The 22065-nt window shown below is 70.9% G+C and carries 14 protein-coding genes; 8 read left to right on the top strand and 6 right to left on the bottom strand.

Annotation, left to right across the window (positions count from 1 at the left end; genetic code table 11):
- The first annotated feature begins 135 nt into the window (after positions 1 to 135).
- From STRIP9103_RS26075 to glpK, 4 genes are all read left to right on the top strand, one after another.
- Complete coding sequence (locus tag STRIP9103_RS26075; RefSeq protein WP_048820998.1) at positions 136 to 561, top strand: Zn-ribbon domain-containing OB-fold protein; 426 nt, start codon at positions 136 to 138, stop codon at positions 559 to 561.
- Positions 558 to 1748 carry a lipid-transfer protein gene (locus STRIP9103_RS26070; protein WP_048820999.1) on the top strand — a complete coding sequence of 397 codons (1191 nt, stop codon included), beginning with the start codon at positions 558 to 560 and terminating at the stop codon, positions 1746 to 1748. The genes STRIP9103_RS26075 and STRIP9103_RS26070 overlap by 4 nt, the downstream gene beginning before the upstream one ends.
- A gap of 787 nt (positions 1749 to 2535) precedes the next feature.
- Positions 2536 to 3321, top strand: a complete 786-nt coding sequence (locus tag STRIP9103_RS26065; RefSeq protein WP_009323100.1) for an MIP/aquaporin family protein — start codon at positions 2536 to 2538, stop codon at positions 3319 to 3321.
- Positions 3322 to 3351: 30 nt separating this feature from the next.
- Positions 3352 to 4872 carry a glycerol kinase GlpK gene (gene glpK, locus STRIP9103_RS26060; RefSeq protein ID WP_009323090.1) on the top strand — a complete coding sequence of 507 codons (1521 nt, stop codon included), beginning with the start codon at positions 3352 to 3354 and terminating at the stop codon, positions 4870 to 4872.
- 72 nt (positions 4873 to 4944) lie between these two features.
- On the opposite strand, the gene STRIP9103_RS26055 is transcribed toward glpK, so the two are convergent.
- The 5 genes from STRIP9103_RS26055 to STRIP9103_RS26035 are packed head-to-tail and all read right to left on the bottom strand — an operon-like array spanning position 4945 to position 12753.
- Positions 4945 to 5550, bottom strand: a complete 606-nt coding sequence (locus tag STRIP9103_RS26055) for a GTP-binding protein (protein ID WP_009323092.1) — start codon at positions 5548 to 5550, stop codon at positions 4945 to 4947.
- Positions 5531 to 9148 carry a hydantoinase B/oxoprolinase family protein gene (locus STRIP9103_RS26050; protein WP_009323095.1) on the bottom strand — a complete coding sequence of 1206 codons (3618 nt, stop codon included), beginning with the start codon at positions 9146 to 9148 and terminating at the stop codon, positions 5531 to 5533. Before STRIP9103_RS26050 ends, STRIP9103_RS26055 begins: the two co-directional genes overlap by 20 nt.
- Positions 9149 to 9172: 24 nt before the next feature.
- Complete coding sequence (locus tag STRIP9103_RS26045) at positions 9173 to 9568, bottom strand: DUF742 domain-containing protein (RefSeq protein WP_009323099.1); 396 nt, start codon at positions 9566 to 9568, stop codon at positions 9173 to 9175.
- Between the two features lie 9 nt (positions 9569 to 9577).
- The gene (locus STRIP9103_RS26040; RefSeq protein WP_009323101.1) at positions 9578 to 10015 is read right to left on the bottom strand and encodes a roadblock/LC7 domain-containing protein; all 438 of its coding nucleotides are present in this window, start codon (positions 10013 to 10015) and stop codon (positions 9578 to 9580) included.
- On the bottom strand, positions 10012 to 12753 hold the full coding sequence (locus STRIP9103_RS26035) for a nitrate- and nitrite sensing domain-containing protein (protein ID WP_009323094.1): 2742 nt from the start codon (positions 12751 to 12753) through the stop codon (positions 10012 to 10014). The genes STRIP9103_RS26040 and STRIP9103_RS26035 overlap by 4 nt, the downstream gene beginning before the upstream one ends.
- Positions 12754 to 13172: 419 nt before the next feature.
- Here STRIP9103_RS26035 and STRIP9103_RS26030 point away from each other — a divergent pair, with 419 nt between their 5' ends.
- The 4 genes from STRIP9103_RS26030 (at position 13173) to STRIP9103_RS26015 (ending at position 18930) form a co-directional block, all read left to right on the top strand.
- Positions 13173 to 13733 carry a hypothetical protein gene (locus STRIP9103_RS26030; RefSeq protein WP_048820997.1) on the top strand — a complete coding sequence of 187 codons (561 nt, stop codon included), beginning with the start codon at positions 13173 to 13175 and terminating at the stop codon, positions 13731 to 13733.
- A 278-nt stretch (positions 13734 to 14011) separates the two neighbouring features.
- On the top strand, positions 14012 to 15478 hold the full coding sequence (locus STRIP9103_RS26025) for an aldehyde dehydrogenase family protein (RefSeq protein WP_009323089.1): 1467 nt from the start codon (positions 14012 to 14014) through the stop codon (positions 15476 to 15478).
- Between the two features lie 157 nt (positions 15479 to 15635).
- Positions 15636 to 17237, top strand: coding sequence for an APC family permease (locus STRIP9103_RS26020; RefSeq protein WP_009323098.1), 1602 nt, complete (start codon positions 15636 to 15638; stop codon positions 17235 to 17237).
- A gap of 127 nt (positions 17238 to 17364) precedes the next feature.
- Complete coding sequence (locus STRIP9103_RS26015) at positions 17365 to 18930, top strand: GMC family oxidoreductase (RefSeq protein WP_009323097.1); 1566 nt, start codon at positions 17365 to 17367, stop codon at positions 18928 to 18930.
- A gap of 68 nt (positions 18931 to 18998) precedes the next feature.
- Here the strand turns inward: STRIP9103_RS26015 and STRIP9103_RS26010 are convergent.
- A partial coding sequence (locus STRIP9103_RS26010; RefSeq protein WP_048820996.1) for a hypothetical protein occupies positions 18999 to 22065 on the bottom strand: 3067 nt, incomplete at its 5' end.

Below are 22065 nucleotides of genomic sequence, written 5' to 3'. Positions count from 1 at the left end.
GACGCCGGCAGGGGTCTGTTGGTTCTCCCGGGAACCTGCCCAATTCGTTTTGCCCATGACAGACTTCGGACGACATATCTGACGATCCATCAGGTCTGCTGCCGGGGAGGGGCTTTGTCGCGTCAACGCACACCTGTGGTCGCCGGCTGGTTCACCGGAGAGGGCGGCGACTTCCGTTTGCTGGGCACACGCTGTTCGGCCTGTGCCTCGGTGTTCTTCCCGCGAGAGGACGTGCACTGCCGCAACCCGGGCTGCCCTGGCGGGGACCTGCGGGAGGTGCCGCTGTCACGGCGGGGCCGGGTGTGGTCGTACACCGATGGCCGGTACCGGCCTCCGTCACCGTACGTGTCCGATCCGGAACTTCCGTGGGAGCCGTACGCGTTGATCGCTGTGGAACTGGCCGCAGAGCGCATCGTGGTGCTGGGGCAGGCCGTTCCCGGGGTCACCGTCGCCGATCTGACGGTGGGCATGGAGGTGGAGGTCGTCCCCGGTGTGCTCAACGAGGACGCGGAGACGACCTGGACGACATGGCATTGGCGGCCGACGGGGGTGACGGCATGACGGGTGAGGTGGCGGTGCTCGGCGCGGGCATGCACCCGTGGGGCAAGTGGGGAAGGAGTTTCGTCGAGTACGGGACGGTGGCCGCGCGCGCGGCGCTGGAGGACGCGGGGGTCGACTGGCGGGACGTCGACTCGATCATCGGGGCGGACACGGTGCGGGGCGGTTATCCCGGGTACGTGGCGGGGGCGAGCTTCGCCAAGGCTCTGGGGTGGCAGGGGGCGCGAGTCACGAGTGTGTACGCGGCCTGCGCGTCGGGGGCGCAGGCGGTCGGCGCAGCGCGGGCCCAGATCCTCGCCGGGCTGGCGGACGTGGTCCTCGTCGTGGGCGCGGACTCGGCTCCGAAGGGGTTCTTCCGGCCGGCGGGCGGTGATCGGCCGGACGATCCGGACTGGCTGCGGTTCAGGGTCCTCGGGGCGACCAATCCGACCTATTTCGGGCTGTATGCGCGGCGGCGGATGGCGGTGCACGGAGACACGCCGGAGGATTTCACGCGGGTCAAGGTGAAGAACTCCGCGATGGGGGCGCTCAATCCGTACGCGCGGTACCGAAAGCGGGTCACGGCCGAGGATGTCGCGGCCTCCGCCGTCGTCGCGGATCCACTGCGGCTGCTGGACATCTGTGCGACTTCGGACGGTGGCGCCGCGCTCGTGCTGTCCAACATGGAGTTCGCGCGGCGGCACGGCGCGGCCGAGCCCGTACGGATACGGGCGGTGTCCACGGTGACGCCTCGCTATCCCAACACCGTGCTGGACCTGCCGGACATCGCGACCGACTCCGCGGCCACGGTGGAGCCCACTGCCGAGACGTTCCGGGAGTCGATCGCGCGGGCGGCGTACGAGGAGGCGGGCATCGGGCCCGACGACCTGTCGCTCGCCGAGGTCTACGACCTGTCCACGGCGCTGGAGTTGCAGTGGTACGAGGACCTGGGGCTGTGCGGCGAGGGTGAGGGCGCGAAGCTCCTCCGGGACGGCGTGACGGCGTTGGGCGGGCGAATACCGGTGAACGCCAGCGGCGGGCTCGCCTCGTTCGGGGAGGCGGTTCCGGCGCAGGCGATCGCCCAGGTGTGCGAGCTGGTTCGGCAGTTGCGCGGCGAGGCCGGTGACCGTCAGGTCGCGGGCGCGCGCGTCGGGATCAGCGCGAACCAGGGGCTGTTCGGGCACGGGTCGGCGGTGATCGCGGTCCGGTGAGGTGCCCGGTCGGCCGTGGTGGCGTGGCCGGCGGGCGGTTGGCGCGGGGTGAGTGGTTCGCGCCGCCCGCTCGGCTGCCCGTCACGGAGGCGAAGGCGGCCAGGGCGCTGGGCAGGGGCAGTTGGGTGCATCGGCGCCGTCTCGGCGTCCCCCGTCGGCTGCGGCAGGGCGAGCACGGCGCTTGTCACCAGGGTTGTCGCCTGGGCGGCTGCGGCGGCCACCGGGCGGGCCGGGTCGCCGGGGCACGAGGTCCTGCGCGGTGCCGAGGCTGTCGTGATCGGGGGCGGAGTGATCCGGGCGGCACCGACCAGCGGCTTCGTACTGTTGTCCAACTGCCCCCTGGCTGAAGGCCAGGGGGTGCCCGGCGCAGCCGGGACAAGGGGGCACGGTAACCATGCCCGCACGCTGAAGCGGCAGTTCCAGCGGACGAGAGCCCGGCTCCGCCCGAGCCCTCACGAGCGCGGGTCCGCCGTCGCGCGGGCGTGTGCGCCCCGTAGCCGCCTCCAGCCGTTGCCGTCCGTGTTCTTGACGCCCCTTGTACGCCGGTGAACACTTCCGGTGTCGGTCGGCATCGCCGCATTCGGGCATCTTTGTGCACTGTGCCGCTCGGGCTCCCCGTCTGCGCGACGGGCCATCCCCCACGGGCGATTCGGCTGCGACGGCACGCTCGTCACGGACGCCGGGCGGGGCGCGGGACCTCCCTGCCTTCGGCTGAAGTAGCCATGGGAACGCACCCTGCACGGAAGGTCCGGGGTCGATCGCTCCGGGCCGGGGCCTAGGAGCCGCCATGAGCAACGGAGACATCTTCGTCGGTGAGGTCATCGGTACGGCGATCCTGATTCTGTTCGGCGCCGGTGTGTGCGCCGCCGTCACCCTCAGGTTCTCGAAGTCGAGGGCCTCGGGGTGGATCGTCATCGCGTTCGGCTGGGGCTTCGCCGTCCTGGCGGGCGCCTACACCGCCGCTCCCCTGTCGGGCGGGCACCTCAACCCCGCGGTGACCATCGGCATCGCGGTCGACACGGGGACGTGGGACAAGGTCTGGGTCTATCTGCTGGGCCAGATGGTGGGCGCGATGCTCGGTGCGGTCCTCGCGTACCTGGTCTACCTCGTGCAGTTCCAGGCGAACATCCGCAAGGAAGGCACCACGGAGGGAACGGCGGACGAGCCGACACCGACTCTCGGCATCTTCTCCACCATCCCGGAGATCCGGAACCCGGCCGCCAACCTGATCACCGAGATCATCGCGACGATCGCCCTGGTGCTGCCGATCCTCGCCTTCGGGCGGAACACCGGCATAGGCATCGGCCAGATCCCCGGCGAAGAGGCCGGAATCTACGGCTCCGGCATCTCGCTCCTGCTGGTGTCGTTCCTGGTCGTCGGCATCGGCCTCTCCCTGGGCGGGCCCACCGGCTACGCGATCAACCCGGCGCGTGACCTCGGCCCGCGCATCGTGCACACCTTTCTGCCGATCCCCAACAAGGGCACCTCCGACTGGGGTTACGCCTGGATCCCGGTCGCCGGCCCCCTGGTCGGCGGAGGTCTCGCGGGCCTCATCTACAACGCAGCCTTCTGACGCAACCGACGTAAGACGTAAGGGGATGTCATGCCGGACAACGCCCAGAAGTACGTCGCCGCCATCGACCAGGGCACCACTTCGAGCCGCTGCATCATCTTCGACCAGGACGGCGCGATCGTCGCCGTCGACCAGCGTGAGCACCGCCAGATCTTCCCCAAGCCCGGCTGGGTGGAACACGACGCCACCGAGATCTGGTCGAAGGTGCAGGCGGTGGTCGCCGGGGCGATCGCCAAGGCGGGTCTGCGCGCGGACCGGATCAGCGCGCTCGGCATCACCAACCAGCGCGAGACGACGGTCCTGTGGGACCGCGCCACCGGCAAGCCCGTGCACAACGCGATCGTCTGGCAGGACACGCGAACGTCCGCGCTCTGCAACGAACTCGGCGGCGCGGACGGGCAGGATCGTTTCCGTGAGCAGACCGGGCTGCCGCTGGCCAGCTACTTCTCCGGTCCGAAGGCGGCCTGGCTGCTCGACAACGTCCCGGGGCTCAGGGCCCGCGCCGAGCGCGGCGAGATCGCCTTCGGCACGATCGACTCCTGGTTGATCTGGAACCTGACCGGTGGCACGGAGGGCGGACAACACGTCACCGACGTCACCAACGCCGGGCGCACCATGCTGATGAACCTGGAGTCCCTCCAGTGGGACACGTCGATCCTCTCCGCGATGAACGTCCCGGAAGCGGTCCTCCCGGAGATCAGGTCCTCCGCCGAGGTGTACGGCACGGCTGTGGGCCCCCTCGCGGGCGTCCCCGTCGCGTCGGCGCTCGGCGATCAGCAGGCGGCGGTGTTCGGGCAGGCCTGCTACGACGTGGGCACCGCGAAGAACACGTACGGCACCGGAAGCTTCCTGCTGCTCAACACCGGGAGCCGGCCCGTGCCGTCGAAGAGCGGGCTGCTCACGACCATGGGGTACAAGATCGGCGGCGAGGCCCCGGTGTACTGCCTGGAGGGGTCGATCGCGATCACGGGCGCCCTGGTGCAGTGGTTCCGCGACCAGCTCGGCATCATCCGTACCGCCGACGAGATCGAGCCCCTGGCGGCGAGCGTCGACGACAACGGCGGCGCGTACATCGTGCCCGCGTTCTCGGGCCTGTTCGCGCCCTACTGGCGCTCGGACGCACGCGGCGTCATCACCGGGTTGACGCGGTACGTCACCAGGGCGCATCTCGCGCGGGCGGTGCTGGAGGCGACGAGTTGGCAGACGCGTGAGGTGGTGGACGCCATGTTCCAGGACTCGGGGGTGCGCATCACGGCCCTCAAGGTCGACGGCGGCATGACCAAGAACAACCTCCTGATGCAGCACCAGGCGGACGTCCTCGACGTGCCGGTGATCCGCCCCAAGGTCTCGGAGACGACCTGCCTGGGCGCCGCGTACGCCGCCGGGCTCGCGACCGGGGTGTGGAACGACCTGGACGAGCTGAAGTCGCACTGGCAGAAGGACGTCGAGTGGACGCCGGCCATGGAGGCCTCCGTCCGTGACCGCGAATACCACAACTGGCGCAAGGCGGTGGAGAAGAGCTTCGGTTGGCACGAGGACGACGGAAGCTGAAAGCGGGGTCCACGCGCGCGTGTCCCAGAAGCGACGGCCCGTACCCCGGTCGGCGGGGGTACGGGCCGTCTCTCATGTGGTGACGGTCTGGCGTTGCTCCGCCGCGTGCGTCATGGCGTGCCGGACGACGGCGACGAGGACGTCCCTGACCGATTCGCGCTGACGCGCGTCGCACAGCACGACCGGCACGTCGGGGTCGAGGTCGAGGGCCTGGCGGACGGTCTCGGCCGGGTAGCGCGCGGCGCCCTCGAAGCAGTTGACGCCGATCACGAACGGTATGGAGCGGCGCTCGAAGTAGTCGACGGCGGCGAAGCAGTCCTCCAAGCGCCGTGTGTCGGCGAGCACCACGGCGCCCAGGGCACCGGTGGCCAACTCGTCCCACAGGAACCAGAAGCGGTCCTGGCCGGGTGTCCCGAACAAGTACAGGACCAGGTCCTCGCGCAGGGTGATGCGTCCGAAGTCCATGGCGACGGTGGTGGTCGACTTGTTCTCCACGCCGCTGGTGTCGTCGTACGGGCGGCCCGCCTCGGTGAGCACCTCCTCGGTGCGCAGCGGCTTGATCTCGCTGACCGCGCCGACGCAGGTCGTCTTGCCCACACCGAAGCCGCCGGCCACGAGAATCTTGAGCGTGACGGGCTCGACGGGAGGTTTGCCGCGCTCAGTGCGCCCGAGGATCATCGGTCTCTTCTCCTGCTGGATGGTTGTCGCTCGGCGGTGGACCGTAGCCCCCACCGCCGGGGGTTTCGATGACTAGTACGTCGCCGGGGCCGATGTCCAGCGAATCACTTCCGCCGAGTTCCACGACGTCGCCGTCCGCGCGCTCCACCCGGTTGGCGCCGAGGGCTCCGGGAGCGCCGCCGGCCATCCCGTAGGGCGGGATCCTGCGGTGCTGCGACAGCGTGGAGACGGTCATGGGCTCGTGGAAGCGGATACGGCGTACGGCTCCGTCACCGCCGCGCCATTGTCCCGCCCCACCGCTGCCCCGCCGGACGGCGAACTCGTCGAGCCGGACGGGCAGGCGCCACTCCAGGACCTCGGGGTCGGTGAGGCGGGAGTTGGTCATGTGGGTCTGTACGACGGGCGCGCCCGGGAAGCCGTCGCCCGCGCCGGAGCCGGAGGCGACGGTCTCGTAGTACTGGTGGCGTTCGTTGCCGAAGGTGACGTTGTTCATGGTGCCGGAGCCCTCGGCCTGGACCCGCAGGGCGGCGTAGAGGGCGCCGGTGATGGCCTGCGAGGTCTCGACGTTGCCCGCGACGACGGCGGCCGGGGGTTCGGGGGCGAGCATCGAGCCGGGTGGTACGACGATGTTCAGGGGGCGCAGACAGCCGTCGTTGAGCGGAATGTCGTCGGCGACGAGGGTGCGGAAGACGTACAGGACGGCCGCGTTGACCACTGCGAAGGGGGCGTTGAAGTTGCCTGCGAGCTGCGCGGAGGTGCCGGTGAAGTCGATGGTCGCGGAGCGGTTCTCCCGGTCCACGCGCACCGCCACGCGAATGACGGCGCCGGAGTCGGTCTCGTAGGCGTATTCGCCGTCGTCCAGGGCGTCGATGACACGGCGTACCGCTTCCTCGGCGTTGTCCTGGACGTGCCTCATGTACGCCTGCACGACGTCGAGTCCGAAGTCGTCGATCATGCGGGTGACTTCGTCGACGCCCTTCTGGTTGGCGGCGATCTGGGCGCGCAGGTCCGCGAGATTGGTCCCGGGGTTGCGGGAGGGGTACGGGGCCTCGGTGAGCAGGCGGAGGGTCTCCTGTTCGCGGAAGCGGCCGTTCTCGGCGAGGAGCCAGTTGTCGAAGAGGACGCCCTCCTCGTCGATGGTGCGGCTGTGGGCCGGCATGGAGCCCGGCTGGATGCCGCCGATCTCGGCGTGGTGGCCGCGTGAGGCGACGTGGAAGAGGATGTGGTCACCCTCCGTGTCGAAGACGGGGGTGATGACCGTGATGTCGGGCAGGTGGGTGCCGCCGTGGTACGGGTCGTTGACCGCGTAGGTGTCGCCCGGGCGCATGGCGGCTCCGCGTCGGCGGATGACCTCTTTGACGCTGGTGCCCATGGAGCCCAGGTGCACGGGGATGTGGGGGGCGTTGGCGACCAGGTTGCCGTCGGGGTCGAAGAGGGCGCAGGAGAAGTCGAGGCGTTCCTTGATGTTGACCGACTGGGCGGTGGACTCCAGGCGGGCGCCCATCTGTTCGGCGATGGACATGAAGAGGTTGTTGAAGACCTCCAGCAGAACCGGATCACTTTTCGTGCCGTGATCGGAACTCTCCGTGATCGCGGCGCGTTCCATGACCAGATGCCCGTCGTGGGTGGTCGCGGCTCGCCAGCCGTCGTCCACGACGGTCGTCGCGCCGGCCTCGGCGATGATAGCGGGGCCGGTGACGGCTTCGCCGGGGGGCAGCTCCTCGCGGCGGTGCAGCGGCACGTCGTGCCAGGCACCGCCGGTGTGGAGGCTGACCGTCCGCGGATCGGCGGTACGGCCTTCGTACGGGGCGAGGGCGGAGAGATCGGGGGGTGTGGTGAGGCCGGTGGCTTCCACGGAGAGGGCTTCGACGACGATCGGTCGGTCGAGGGTGAAGGAGTACGTGGCGCGATGACGTTCTTCGAAGGCGCGCCGCATGGAGTCGGGCGCGGTGAGTTCGACGGTGAGGGCGGTGTCCGTGCCGTCGTAGCGGAGCTGGGCGCGGCGGACGACCCGGATCCGGTTTTCGGGGACGTCCTCGGCGAGGAGTTCGGCGCGGGCGGCGCTCTCCAGGTCGTCGGCGGTCTTCAGGACGCCGGGCATCGAGGCCGGCTCCAGTGGGGCCTCCACGGACTGTTCACGCATGGCGGTGGTGTCCGCCAGGCCGATGCCGAGGGCGGAGAGCAGGCCCGCCATGGGCGGGACGAGGACGGTGCGGATGCCGAGCGAGTCGGCGACCTTGCACGCGTGCTGTCCGCCCGCGCCACCGAAGGTGGTGAGTGCGTAGCGGGTGACGTCGTGGCCCTTCTGGACGGAGATCCGCTTGACGGCGCCCGCGATGTTGGTGACGGCGATCTGCAGGTAGCCCTCGGCGACCTGCTCGGGCGTGCGGTCGTCCCCGGTGTGGTCGCGGATCTCGCGGGCGAGGTCGGCGAAGCGGTCGCGGACCAGGGCGGCGTCGAGCGGCTGTTCGCCGTCGGGCCCGAAGACACGGGGGAAGTGGGCGGGTTGGATGCGCCCGAGCATGACGTTGGCGTCGGTGACGGTGAGGGGGCCGCCGCCCCGGTAGCAGGCGGGGCCCGGGTCCGCGCCCGCCGAGTCCGGCCCTACGCGGTAGCGGGAGCCGTCGAAGTGCAGGACCGAGCCACCGCCCGCGGCGACGGTGTGGATGTCCAGCATGGGCGCCCGCAGTCGTACGCCGGCGAGCTGCGTGGTGAAGACCCGCTCGTACTCGCCCGCGAAGTGCGAGACGTCGGTGGAGGTGCCGCCCATGTCGAAGCCGATGACCCGGTCGAAGCCGGCGAGCTGGGACATGCGGGCCATGCCCACGATGCCGCCGGCGGGTCCGGAGAGGATGGCGTCCTTGCCACGGAACTGTCCGGCTTCGACGAGCCCGCCGTTGGACTGCATGAACATCAGCCGTACGCCCCGCAGTTCGTCGGCGACGTGCCGGACGTAGCGGCGCAGCACGGGCGACAGGTAGGCGTCGACGACGGCCGTGTCACCGCGTGGGACGAGCTTCATGAGGGGACTGACCTCGCTGGAGAGCGAGATCTGGGGGAAGCCGATACGGGCGGCCAGCTCGCCGATCGCCTGTTCGTGGGCGGGATGGAGGTGGCTGTGCATGCAGACGACGGCGACCGCGCGGATGCCGTCGTCGTACGCCGAGCGGAGGTCTTCGGCCAGGGCGTCCAGGTCAGGGGCACGCAGCACCGTGCCGTCGGCGGCGATGCGCTCGTCGGCCTCGACGACCCGCTCGTACAGCGGCTCGGGGAGTTCGATCTCGCGGGCGAAGATGTGGGGCCGGTTCTGGTAGGCGATGCGCAGGGCGTCGCGGAAGCCCCGGGTGATGACGAGGAGGGTGCGCTCGCCGGTGCGCTCCAGGAGGGCGTTGGTGGCGACGGTGGTACCCATGCGGACGGCCTCGATGGGGGCGTCGGAGCCGTGGAGGAGTTCCCGGACCCCCGCGACGGCCGCGTCCGCGTACCGCGCGGGGTTGTCGGAGAGGAGTTTGTGCGTGAGCAGGCGGCCGTCCGGGCGGCACGCGACGAGGTCGGTGAACGTACCGCCCCGGTCGACCCAGAACTGCCAGCCTGTCACGTCTTCACTCCGCTTCCGCGCTGCTCAGAGCGCCCGGAGGCCGTTGATCACGTCGCGCAGAATACTCTCGTCCACCAGCTCGGCGGGTGGTACGGGACGTGTCACGTGGACCAATTCCTCGTCCACGAGGTCTCCCACGAGGACGCGGATCACCCCGACGGGCAGGTCGAGCTCGGCACCCAGTTCGGCCACCGTCTGCGGGGTGTCACGGCAGAGCTCGACGATCCGGACGTGCTCCGGGGCGAGCGAGTGGTCCTCCTCCGGGTCGTCCACGTGCGGTTCCGTGACGACCACCGCGATCAGATCGAGGCGGTGCTGGACCGCGTGGCTGGTGCGGCCCCGTGTCATCGCGTACGGACGGACCACCGGTCCGGCGGCGTCGTCGAACCAGTGGCTGCTTCCCTGACCGTCTCGGCTCATGCCATCCCACTACCCGCCCTGGCGCACATCGTTGCGCGGAGCGGAGCCCAGATGTGCACCGACCCGCTTGACCAGGAGCGTCATCTCGTAGGCGACCTGCCCGATATCGGCGCCCGCGTCCGCGAGGACGGCGAGGCAACTGCCGTCACCGGCGGCGGTGACGAACAGGAAGGCCTCGTCGAGTTCTACGACGGTCTGCCGGACGTTGCCCGCCTCGAAATGGCGGCCGACGCCCTTGGCGAGGCTGTGGAATCCGGAGGAGACCGCGGCCAGGTGCTCGCTGTCCTCTCTGGTGAGGTCCTTGGAGACGCCCGTGGGCAGTCCGTCGCCGGAGAGCACGAGCGCCTTGCGGATGCTGGCGACGCGCTCCACCAGGTCGTCCAGGAGCCAGTTCAGCTCGCCGGACGTGCCGTTCGCGGTGGGCCCTTCGGCCTTCGGTGCGGTCATCGACCGTCCCCCTTCGTTCCTCGTGGTGCTGAGACGTCCCGGGCATCGTCGCCCTCGACGTTCTCCTCTCGGCCCCGCTGCCACCCCCGCTGGAGCGAGGCCATACGACTGCGTACCTCGTCGGCGTCGCGTTCGGTGAGGTCCGGCCCCTTCGGGGAGCGGGCTCTGTCGCGCTCGCCCCGCCGCTCGGGGCCGTCCTTCAACTGCGGTGCCAGACTGGCTTGCCGGACTCGACGGGGCAGCGGGCTCGGTGCCGATTCTGCCTGGTCGGTCGCCGTGTCCGTACGTGGGGTGGGTTCGCCTGCGGCGATCTGCGGGGTCGTCGGGCCCGTGCCGTTCGGCGCCGTGGTGCGACGGCGCTGTGGCAGGGCGGTGAGCGGCCGGCTGTCCGCGTTCCCCGGTTCCCGGCTCTGCGCGTGCTCATCGTCCGGGCGCCCGGACCTCGGGAGCGCCACCGGGCGGCCGTGCGAGCTGACGAGATGCGGCGTCCGGCGCTGCGGCAGCGGTACGGGGCCGACCGTCGGGTCGGGGTCGGTGAGCGGGACCTGCGGTCGCTCTCCCTCCCGCGCCGGCCGCTGCTCGTCGGCGAAGCCGGTGAGCGAGCGGCGCCGGAACAGACCGCCCTGCTCGCCGTCCTCGTCGTCCAGGACACCTCGGAAGTCGTCGAGCGGGTGGTCCAGGTCGACGGGTGCCTCCAGTTCCACCGGGCCGTCCAGGATGCCGGCGGACAGCCCCGGCAGCCGGACCGGCACCTGGGAGAGCGCGGCCTTGCGCTCCTCCTCCAGCTCGGCCTCCCGGCTGGGGTGGACGCGGTCGAGACGGAAGCCGATGCCGTTGGTGTCCGGGACGTCGTCGGTGAGCAGGGCGTCGGGGATGAAGACCACGGCCGTGGTGCCGCCGTACGGCGACGGCTGGAGGGAGACGCGGACCTTCTGCCGCTGGGCGAGCCGGCTGACCACGAAGAGACCGAGCCGGTCGGTGTCGGAGAGTTCGAAGTCGGGGGTCTCGGCGAGCTTCAGGTTGGCGTCGAGGAGTGCCTCGGCCGCCATGCCCAGACCGCGGTCGTGGATCTCCAGGGTGAAGCCGTTGGCGACGCGCTCGCCGAGGACCTGCACGGCGGTGTGCGGGGGCGAGAACACCGTGGCGTTCTCCAGGAGTTCGGCCACGAGATGGGTGAGGTCGGCGACGGCGGGACCGGTGACGGCCACGCGGGGCAGTCGGCGGACCTCGATGCGCTCGTAGTCCTCGACCTCGGCGACGGCGGCGCGGACGACGTCCATGAGCTGGATGGGCTTGCGCCACTGCCGGGACGGGGCGGCGCCGGAGAGGATGACGAGGCCCTCGGCGTGCCGGCGCATACGGGTGGTCAGGTGGTCCAGGCGGAACAGGTCGGCGAGCTCGTCGGTGTCGTCGGTCCGGCGCTCCATGGCGTCGAGGAGGGTGAGCTGCTTGTGGAGCAGGACCTGGCTGCGGCGGGCGAGATTGACGAAGACCTCGGAGATGCCGCTGCGGAGTTCGGACTGTTTGACGGCTGCCTCGACGGCGGCTCGCTGCAGGGTGTTGAGGGCCTGGCTGACTTCGCCGATCTCGTTCTTGTCGTACTCCAGCCGCGGCACCTCGGTCTCCACGTCGACCTGTTCGCCCGCGGCGAGGCGGCGCATCACGCTGGGCAGCCGCACTCCGGCGGTGTCGTGGGCCTCCTGGCGGAGCCGGCGCAGGTCACGGATGAGGACCCGGCCGATGCGTATGGACATGAAGAGCGAGAGCAGGAGAGCGATGAGGCCGAGGACACCGGCGGTGACGGCTTTGAGGATGACGTCGGTGGCCAGGGGCTGGACCCGGTCCTGATAACGGTCGCCGGCCTCGATGCTGAGGTCGCGGAGGTCGGAGAGCACGGGTTCGACGGCGCTGTCCCAGGTCTTCGCGGTGACGCCGCCGGGGTCGCCGGGGGCGGAGGCGATGACGGCCTGTTCGACGGAGCGCAGTGGCGCGGTGTTCGCGTTCTTCCAGTAGCGGGCGAAGCGGTCGCGCTCGGAGGCCGGCAGCAGCGGCAGGCTGATGTCGTACATCAGGGTGCGCTGGGCCACGAGGTCGGAGAAGTCGCGGATCTCGTCGCGGGTGATCCGGCCCTCTACGAGGACGGCGCTGAACAGGGCGTCCTCGCGGGAGAGGAGTTCGCGGGCGCGGCCGACGTTGACCAGGGCGCGGCCCTGCTTGTCCATCTCCACGTTGTCGAGGGCGGGGAGGTTGGACAGCAGGGTGAAACAGGGGTCGACCAGGCCGTTGTACTGGTTGAGGGTCCGGGGCACGTCTACGGTGCCCTGCTCGACGCTGGTCCTCAGGGACGGCAGGCCGTCGAGGGCGTCCAGGATCGCCGTGAGCCGCTGCGAAGTACTCTCGCCCATCTCGTCCCGCAGTTCCGCGTTCTCGGCGTGGGCGCGGAACCGCTTGACGGCCTTGTCGGTGGCGGCGCGGCTGCGTTCGAGGGCGGTGAGTGCGTCGGAGGCCCGTGGGTCGGCCAGGTAGACCAGGGTCTGGCGGCGCTCCTGCTGGAGGACGCGGATGGTGTCCTCGGTGGGGAAGCCGACCTCCTCGACGATGTCCGCCACCCTGAACAGCTCGCTCGCCTCACGCCCCGTCAGCACCGTGGCGAACGTCCAGACACCGGTCAGCGCCACCAAGGGCACGAGCATCAGCGCCACGATCTTCCGGCGGATCGATTTCCCGCGAAAGCGCATGGCCTCCCCCAGCTCGACCCCCGCCGGCCCGGGGGCACGCATGTACGTCAACAAACGGCGAGAGCCTACTACCGACACACAGGTATCTCGAAGGGCCGCCCGAGCGCACTCCTCGCCAGAGGCGAACCGGACATGGGGAGTTGTCCTCTCATTGGGGGAGATTGCCGACCGCTGTCGGGCACTTGAACCCAGCGCATCCTGACGGGGAAGTGGGATCGGTTGGCCGGATTTTTTCGTTCCTTGGGAATCTTCGACGTACGTCGATCGTCTTTGTGTACGGGAATGGGGGGTGGAATGGGCCACAGGCCTCGCATGCCGCTCCCAGGTGGCGTAAATCAGAGGAAGTCGGGCACCTGTGGGGGGCTGGGTCGCATGATCCCGGTGCTCTTGGTCGACCGGCGGTGGGGAGTGACGAGTTGATGGGCACGGCGGAGCGGCGTGTAGCGCCCGGGGAGGGTGCGGTGACGCCGGATGTGGCGGCGCGGGGCGCCCAGACACCGGAAGGCGGCCTCCCGGCGGGTGAGGGTGTCGTGGTGGAGGAACGGAAGCTCTCCGCCGGAGACGACGAGCGGGCCGAAGAGCGGGTGCATTACCGGCCGTTGTGGATCGAGGAGCCGGCCCTCAAGCGGCGGCTGCCCGATCCGGTGCGGACGGCGGCGGTGCGCGCGGTCCTCATCATCGCGGTGACACTGATCCAGGCCATGGTGGCGTTCCTGTCCACGCTGGCCGGTTCCTGGCTGGCGTTCCCCATGGTTCTGAGCAGTGTGGCGAGCACGGTCATGGCGACCTGGGGGGTGCTGGACGTCTGGGTGACTCGGCAGGTGTGGAACCAGCGCAACGGCGTGGTGTCGGTCCCCAGCAGCACGGCGCGCGCCCTGCGGCGCGAGCGGCGCCGGGCCCGGCGTGAGGCTCGGGCGGCGGAGCGCACGCAGGAGCGGATACGCCGGCGGGGTGGAGCGGGGCAGTTGTCGCACCCGTAGGGCGATCGGTCCCCACTGGTCGGGCCTCCGGCCCACCGCCGGCTCCACCTCGCTTGTCACGCGGGGCGGCTCGCGTCTGGCTCCCATCGGCGTTCGCTCCGGCGGTGGGGGCCTGCCGTCCCACGGCCCTGCCTCTCTGCCTCCGACCTCCTGACCAGGCATGTCGACCGTGACCATGCGTGTTGACCGTCACATTTGGCATACAACGCGGTCTCCCGGTTAGGCGCCCAGCCGCCAGAGCGCCTGCCGCACGGCGCTGACCAGGAGGAACGAGAGACATGCCCGAACTTTTCATCGGCGGAGCGTGGCGATCCGCGCTCGACGGACGGACACGTGAGATCCGCTGCCCCGCCGACGGCAGCCTGGTCGCGGTCGTCGACGAGGCCGGCGGCAAGGACACCGTTGAGGCGATCGCGGCGGCCCGCCGCGCCTTCGACGAGGGCCCGTGGCCCACCACGCCGGCCGCCGACCGCGGTGACCTGCTGTTCCGGGTCGCCGACCTCCTCGTACGCGACAAGGACGCCCTCGCGCGCGCCGAGTCCCTCGACACCGGCAAGCGGCTGGTGGAGAGCGAGTACGACATCGACGACATCGTGAACTGCTTCCGCTACTTCGGGCGCGCGGCCACCGAGGAGACCGGCCGGGTCGTCGACACCGGCCAGGCAGGCGTCGACAGCCGGGTCGTGTACGAGCCGGTCGGGGTGTGCGCGCTGATCACCCCCTGGAACTATCCGCTCCTGCAGACGGCCTGGAAGGTCGCCCCGGCGCTCGCCGCTGGCAACACCTTCGTGCTGAAGCCGAGCGAGCTGACCCCGCACACCGCGATCCATCTGATGCGGCTGCTGGAGGAGGCGGGGCTGCCGGCAGGTGTGGCCAACCTGGTCCTCGGGGCCGGCCCCGAGGCGGGCGCCCCGCTCGCCGACCACCCGGACGTGGACCTGCTCTCCTTCACCGGCGGTCTGCTGACCGGCCGCCGGCTGATGGCCGCGGCGGCCGGCACGGTGAAGAAGGTCGCGCTGGAACTCGGCGGCAAGAACCCGAACATCGTGTTCGCCGACGCCGACTTCGACACGGCCGTCGACATGGCGCTGACCGCGGTGTTCCTGCACTCGGGCCAGGTGTGCTCGGCGGGGGCCCGGCTGCTGGTGGAGGACTCGTTGCACGACCGGTTCGTCGACGAGGTCGTACGCCGGGCCGAGAGGATCCGGCTCGGGGGCCCGTTCGACGAGCGGGCGCAGACCGGGCCGCTGATCTCGGCGGCACATCGCTCGAAGGTCGAGGAGTACGTCGCCAAGGGCATCGCGGAGGGCGCGGTACTGCGCTGTGGGGGCGAGCGGCCGTCCGGCGAGGCGTACGACAAGGGCTTCTACTATCTGCCGACCGTGCTGGACGAGTGCACGAGCACGATGTCCGTGGTGCAGGACGAGTCGTTCGGGCCGGTGCTGACCGTGGAGCGGTTCCATACCGAGGACGAGGCCGTTCGGCTGGCCAACGGCACCGTGTACGGTCTCGCGGGCGCCGTATGGACGACGGACGAGGCCAAGGCCCAGCGCGTCACGGCCCGGCTGAGGATCGGCACGGTGTGGATCAACGACTACCACCCGTACGTCCCGCAGGCCGAGTGGGGCGGTTTCAAGCAGTCCGGCTTCGGCCGCGAACTGGGGCCCGCCGGGCTGGCCGAGTACCGCGAGGCGAAGCACATCTGGCGCAACACCGACCCGAGGCCCCAGGGTTGGTTCGCCTAACTCCCTTGCAGCGAGGGGTAGATGGAGCGTAGGCACTACTCGTCTTTCCCTCGCCTTCACCCCAACGGACACGCCTCACCCACTCCTCCGTCACTGTTCCCGGCACCCGCGGAGCCGCTCCCTCCTCCCCTCCCCCAGGCCCACCAGGAGTCCGCTCATGACGACGACCGACCAACCGACCGGACCACAGAACACCAAGGACGACGCCGAACTCGCCGAGTTCGGCTACAAACCCGAACTCAAACGCACCCTCGGCAACTTCCACACCTTCGCGGCCGGAATCAGCTACATCTCGATCCTGACCGGCACCTTCCAGCTCTTCTACTTCGGCTACGCGAGCGGCGGCCCCGCCTACTGGTGGTCGTGGCCGATGGTGTTCGTCGGCCAGTTCATGGTGGCGCTCTGTTTCGCGGAACTGGCCGCCCGCTACCCGGTCGCGGGCTCGGTCTACAACTGGTCGAAGAAGATAGGCAATCCGCATCTCGGCTGGCTCGCCGGCTGGATGATGCTGACCGCGTCCATCGTCTCGATCGCCGCGGTGGCGCTCGCCTACCAGCTGACGCTGCCGCAGATCTCCGATGTGTTCCAGCTGGTCGGGGACGGCACCGGGAAGTACGACGTGGCGACCAACGCGGTCATCCTGGCCGCGGTGTTGATCCTGTTCACCACCCTGGTGAACGCCTTCGGCGTCAAGCTGATGGCCACGATCAACACGGCGGGTGTGTTCATCGAGTTGATCGCTACCGTCGTCCTGATCGTGCTGTTCGCCGTGCACATCACCCGCGGCCCGCAGGTGGTCATGGAGACGAACGGCACCGGGGCGGACTACGGCGCCGGATACCTGGGCGCGTTCCTCGTGGCCTCGCTGGCGTCCGCGTACGTCATGTACGGCTTCGACACGGCCGCCTCGCTCGGCGAGGAGTCGCTGGACCCGTCCCGCAACGCGCCGCGCGCCATCATTCGCGCGATCGTCGCCTCGTTCGTCCTCGGCGGGCTGATCCTGCTGCTGGCGCTGATGAGCGTGTCCAGCCTGAACGGCGAGAAACTGTCCTCGGACGGCCTGCAGTACGTCGTACTGGACGTGCTCGGGCCGACGGCCGGCAAGGCGATGCTGTGGTGCGTGCTGATCGCGGTCACGGTGTGCGCGCTGGCCGTGCACACGGCGGCCATCCGCCTGGCCTTCGCGATGGCCCGTGACAACAACCTGCCCGCGTCCTCGCTGCTGGCCAAGGTCAGCCCGCGCTTCCAGACACCGGTGCTCCCGGCGGTGATCATCGGTCTGCTGGCCCTCGCGATCCTGGTCGTGAACATCCGCCAGCCGCAGATCTTCACCGTGGTGACCAGCATCGGCATCATCATGATCTACCTGGCCTATCTGGGCGTCACCGCTCCGATGCTGGTGGCACGGCTGCGCGGCAAGTGGCAGCCCGCCGGGGACGGCAAGTTCTCGCTGGGCCGCTGGGGGCTCCTCGTCAACATCGTCGCCGTGGTGTGGGGCACCACCATGACCGTCAACCTGATCTGGCCGCGGGCCTCGGTCTACAACGCGAACGAGCCGTTCCACTGGTATCTGCGGTGGGGCGCGGTCCTGTTCGTCGGGATCATCGCCGTCGGCGGCTTCGCCTACTACTGGTTCGTCCAGCGGCACCGGACGGGCGTCCTCGCCGAGCACCAGCTGGCCGTCCCCGAGGCCGACGCCACACCGTCTGCCCCGCCCATACCGCCCACCTCGCCCGCCGCTGCCCCGGCGGCCGACTGAGTACCGGCTCCCCCGGCTGTCGGTCCGACGCCGCTGCCCCGGCGGCCGGCTGAACATCGACACCGCGGGCCCGAACGCCAACACAGCAAGTCACAGCAAAGCATGTAAGCAAGGAGGTCAGCTCGCCATGCCCACAGATGAGTTCGATGACGAGTTCGACTACGTCGTAGTCGGCGGCGGAACCGCGGGTAATGTGGTCGCGGCCCGGCTCTCGGAAGACCCGTCGATCACGGTGTGCGTACTGGAGGCGGGCCCCAGCGACGTCGGCGACGACGACGTCCTGAGACTGGAGCGCTGGATGGGTCTGCTGGAGTCCGGCTACGACTGGGACTACCCCGTCGAGCCCCAGGCCAGCGGCAACAGCTTCATGCGGCACGCGAGGGCGAAGGTCCTCGGCGGCTGCTCTTCCCACAACTCCTGCATCGCCTTCTGGGCACCGGCGGAGGACCTCGACGACTGGGCGGCGGCCGGTTGCACGGGCTGGTCGGCGGCCGACCTCTTCCCGCTCTACCGGCGTCTGGAGAACAACGACGCACCCGGCGACCACCACGGCCGCACCGGCCCGGTGAAGCTGCGCACGCTGAAGAGCGAGGACCCGTGCGGTACCGCGCTGCTGGAGGCCTGCGCCCAGGCGGGCATCCCGACGACCCCCTTCAACACCGGCAGGACGGTCGTCCGGGGCGCCAACTGGTTCCAGATCAACGCCGACGAGAACAACATCCGGCAGTCCTCGTCGGTGGCGTACCTCCACCCGGTGCTGGGCAAGCGGCCCAACCTGGAGATACGCACCGGGGTACGCGCGAAGAAGCTGGTCCTGGACGGGCGGCGCTGCGTCGGCGCCGAGTACCTGGACCCCGACCTCATCCACACCCGGACGGTACGCGCCCGGCGTGAGGTCATCGTCTCCTGTGGGGCCATCGACACCCCGAAGCTCCTGATGCTGTCCGGCATCGGGCCGGCCGAACATCTGCGCGAGGTGGGCGTCGAGGTCGTCGTGGACTCGGCGGGCGTCGGTGAGAACCTCCAGGACCACCCCGAGGGCGTCATCATGTGGGAGGCCGAGCAACCGATGACCACCACGTCCAGCCAGTGGTGGGAGGCCGGCATCTTCTACGACACCGAGCCCGGCCTCGACCGGCCGGACCTGATGTTCCACTACGGGTCGGTCCCGTTCGACATGAACACGGCCCGGCACGGCTACCCCACCTCCGAGAACGCGTTCTGTCTGACGCCGAACGTGACACGGGCCAGGTCCCGGGGGACCGTGCGGTTGCGTACCCGCGACTACCGGGACAAGCCGAAGGTCGACCCGCGCTACTTCACGCACGAGCACGATGTGCGGGTGATGACGTACGGGCTCCGGCTCGCGCGGCGGATCGCCGCGCAGCCGGCCCTCGCCGGGTGGACGGGGGCCGAGCTGGCCCCCGGACCGGACGTCGAGTCGGACGAGGAGCTGCTCGACTACATCCAGAAGACCCACAACACCGTCTATCACCCGGCCTGCACCGTGAAGATGGGCGCGGATCACGATCCCTCGGCCCCGCTCGACGCGCGGCTGCGGGTCAAGGGGGTCGAGGGGCTGCGAGTGGCGGACGGGTCGGTGATGCCGGATCTCGTGACCGTCAACCCTTGTATTACGACGATGATGATCGGCGAGAAGTGCGCGGATCTGTTGAGGGCCAGCGCCCAATGACTCGGCCGTGGAGGTTGTGGGGCGACTGCGGGGCCCGCTGTGGCTGATCACGCAGTTCCCCGCGCCCCTTACGGGGCGCTTGCAGCCGGCCTCTTGAACATCCTCGTCGCCGTGATCTCGCTGTGCACCGCCTCGCCCGCCTGGGGCGGCTGCGGCAGACCCGGGCGGAGGTGTTCCTCGACGCTGATGTACTTCAGGCCCGCCCTCAGGTCGGCGTCGTTGCGGAGGCGGATGACCAGCGGGAACTCTGCCAAAGCCGTCGTGTCGAAGAGGCCTGTCGTGTAGAGGAGTTGGACGCCCAGGGCATCCGAAACCGCCCGCTGCAGCTCCAGCAGGTACGTCGCGTTGGCGCGGCCGATGGGGTTGTCGAGGAACAGCGTGCCGGCGTGCCGGTGCTTGTCGCGACCTCGGTCGTTGCTGCGGAGCGCGGCCATCGTGCAGTAGAGGGCGATGGCGGCGGTCAGCAGCTGGCCACCGGAGAAGACGTCGCCCATCTGTCCCACGGGGACACGCTCGGCGCGCAGGACCGCGTCCGGCTTGAGGATCTCGACCGCGACTCCCTTCGGCTGGAGGGCGGCGCCGACGCCGCGCAGCAGCAGGGACATGCCGTCGCGGCGCATGTCGGAGTTCTTCTTGACCGCCGCGCGGGTCGCCTCGTCGATGACCTCGCCCAACCGCTCGATGAGGGTGGCCTGGTCGGGCTCCTCGAAGCGGATGCGCAGGAACTCCTGGCCGGACCACTCGCCGAGTCCTTCGGGCAGGCGGGAGAGCCGCTGGGCGGACCGCAGGGTCGCGAGGGCCGACTCCACCAGGCCCCGCAGCCGGTCCACGATCGAGTCGCGGTTGCGCTCCAGCTGCGCCAACTCGTCGGTGAGGACCCGGAGTCGGGGTGCGAAGGCCTCCGCCCACTTCTGCGCGTGCTCGGGCAGCGCGGACGCGGGCAGTTCGCGGATCTGCTGGCGGGCGGGGGTGCGGACCTGCTCGTAACGCGTGGAGTTGGCGTGTCGTACGAGGATGTCGCTGGCCTCGCGTACGGCGCTCTCGGCGGCGGAGAGCTCGGCGGCGCAGCCGCGCAGCGAGCGGCGGGCCTCGGCGGCGGACTTGCGGGCCTCTTCCAGACCGCCGGGGTAGGGCTCGGGCTCCTCCTGGTCGTCGTCCGCGGTGTGGTCGCGGAGGAGGTCCCGGAGCAGGGCGCCGGTCTCGTCGAAGCCGCCGGCCGCGTCCTCGGCGGCGCGGTGGGCGTCCAGGAGCTCGGCGTGGGCCTCGCGGGCCTGGGCCAACGCCTCGGTGCGGGAGGCGAGTTCGGCGGTGGCGGTGCGCAGCAGGGCCTGGGCGTGGTCGGCGTCGCGCGGCAGCAGCTCCTCGGGCAGTTCGGTGTGCGCCTCGCCGTCCTCGGGGGCGTGCCGCTCGGCCTCACCGCGCAGCCGGCCCAGCTGCTCGCTCGCGGTGGACACACGGGTCTCCAACAGCTGCACCAGCTCCTCCGCGCGTGCCGCGGCGGCCTGCCGGGAGGGGCCGTCGGAGCCGTCGGGCGACTGCAACAGCTGCTCGGCGCGGTTGCGGACCTTGTTGCTGAGCCGGTCCAGTTCCGCGCGGGCGGCGCTCTCGTCGCTCTCGGCGCGGGCCTGTTCGGCGCGCAGATCGGCGCCGACGCCGACCTTCTCGTACACCTGGGAGGCGGCACGGTAGGCCTCACGGAGGGCGGCGAGGGGCTGCTTCGGCGCGTCGGAGTCGGTCTCCGGTACGTCGTCGGGTGCGCCCGCGATCTCCGCGCGCTCGGCGCGCAGCGCACGCGCCGTGCGGCGGGCGTCATCGGCGGCGCGCTGGGTGGCGCGGCGGTCCTCGTCGGCGGCGCGCGCCCGCTCCAGGCAGGCCTGGGCGCGGGCCTCGGACTCGGTGGCCTCGTCGGCGAGTTCACGGAGCTTGACCTGCCAGCCGGCGCGTTCGCGCAGCCGGAAGGCGAGTCCGGCGAGGGCGTCGGCGGCGCGCCGGGCCTTCTGCGCGGCCTCCTGCCGCTCGTCCCGGACCTGCGCGGCCTCGGCCGCCGCCTCCTCGGCCTCGGCCCGTACGGTCCGTGCCTCCGCCAGCTCCGCCTCGGCCTCCTCGGCGAACGCCCGCGTCTCCCGCGCGGCCGTGGCCAGCTCGGTGAGCCGTCCGGCCGGGCACCCCGTGCGCCAGGAGGCGAGGCGTGCCGCGAGTTCCCGGTCCTTGCCGAGCCGTGCCGCGAGGGCCCGGATCTCCTCGTCCCGCTCGGTGGCCCGCGCGCGCAGCGCCTGCCGCTCCTCGTCGGCGGCGTGCTCGTCGTGCATGGCCGGGTTCGGCGGTACGAGGAAGACGTCACCGTCTCCCGAGTCCATGGGCGGCGTCGGTGCCAGCAGGGCGGCGGCCGTACCGACGGCCACGGCGGACCGTGGGAGCAGGGCCGCGTCGCTCAGCGCCTCGCGGGCCCGTGCGTGCGAGTCCGGGTCGGTGATGATGACGCCGTCGACCAGCTCCGGCCGGGCGGCGAGCACGCGCGCGTGGTCGGCGGGGTCGACGGCCTGGGCCAGGTACCGCCAGCCGGGGAGGGCCGGGATGCCGTGCTCGCCGAGGAACTCGACGGTCGCCAGCACGTCCGGGCCCGGCGGCAGCAGTCCGCCGTCGCCGAGCGCGCCGAGGATGCGGGAGTCGTCGGCGGCGGCGGTGCGCAGTTCGAAGAGGTGCCGCTCGGCCGACGCCACGTTCTCGTCGAGCAGTTCGCGCAGCTCATCGGCGAAACGGTCCAACTCCTCGGGCGTGAGGGGGCCTTCGGGCGCCGCGATGTCGGTCGTACCGGACGCCGCGCGGGAGCCGTCGGCGCCACCGGAACCGGCCCGGCCCGCCCCGCCTGCCCTGCCCGCCCCAGCAGCTTCCGCGCCGTCGGCCTTCCCAGCCCCGGCACCTCCCGCGTCCTCGCCCTCGTCACCGCCCCGGCGAGGCACAGGCACCCCGGCCCGCGCCCGCCCGGCGGCGCCCGGCAGGCTCAGCAGCTCCGCCAGCCGCTCCTCCCCCGCAAGAGCCTCGGCCGTACGCCGCTCCCCGTCGTAGGCGCGCTCGGCGGCGACCGCCGCGTCCGCCGCGCGGGCGGCCGTCAACTCGGCGCGGGACTCGGCGGAG

The organism is Streptomyces ipomoeae 91-03 (genome assembly GCF_000317595.1).
Taxonomy (GTDB): domain Bacteria; phylum Actinomycetota; class Actinomycetes; order Streptomycetales; family Streptomycetaceae; genus Streptomyces; species Streptomyces ipomoeae.
The sequence above is the reverse complement of the archived record's forward strand: the minus strand, read 5'-3'. Positions and strand labels throughout refer to the sequence as shown.

Excerpts from the sequence above, each read along its gene's own strand:
- STRIP9103_RS26030 (WP_048820997.1), top strand. The coding sequence starts at position 13,173 with ATGGGCACGGCGGAGCGGCGTGTAGCGCCCGGGGAGGGTGCGGTGACG.
- STRIP9103_RS26040 (WP_009323101.1), bottom strand. The coding sequence starts at position 10,015 with ATGACCGCACCGAAGGCCGAAGGGCCCACCGCGAACGGCACGTCCGGC.
- STRIP9103_RS26055 (WP_009323092.1), bottom strand. The coding sequence starts at position 5,550 with ATGATCCTCGGGCGCACTGAGCGCGGCAAACCTCCCGTCGAGCCCGTC.
- STRIP9103_RS26015 (WP_009323097.1), top strand. The coding sequence starts at position 17,365 with ATGCCCACAGATGAGTTCGATGACGAGTTCGACTACGTCGTAGTCGGC.
- glpK (WP_009323090.1), top strand. The coding sequence starts at position 3,352 with ATGCCGGACAACGCCCAGAAGTACGTCGCCGCCATCGACCAGGGCACC.
- STRIP9103_RS26025 (WP_009323089.1), top strand. The coding sequence starts at position 14,012 with ATGCCCGAACTTTTCATCGGCGGAGCGTGGCGATCCGCGCTCGACGGA.
- STRIP9103_RS26070 (WP_048820999.1), top strand. The coding sequence starts at position 558 with ATGACGGGTGAGGTGGCGGTGCTCGGCGCGGGCATGCACCCGTGGGGC.
- STRIP9103_RS26035 (WP_009323094.1), bottom strand. The coding sequence starts at position 12,753 with ATGCGCTTTCGCGGGAAATCGATCCGCCGGAAGATCGTGGCGCTGATG.
- STRIP9103_RS26045 (WP_009323099.1), bottom strand. The coding sequence starts at position 9,568 with ATGAGCCGAGACGGTCAGGGAAGCAGCCACTGGTTCGACGACGCCGCC.
- STRIP9103_RS26065 (WP_009323100.1), top strand. The coding sequence starts at position 2,536 with ATGAGCAACGGAGACATCTTCGTCGGTGAGGTCATCGGTACGGCGATC.
- STRIP9103_RS26020 (WP_009323098.1), top strand. The coding sequence starts at position 15,636 with ATGACGACGACCGACCAACCGACCGGACCACAGAACACCAAGGACGAC.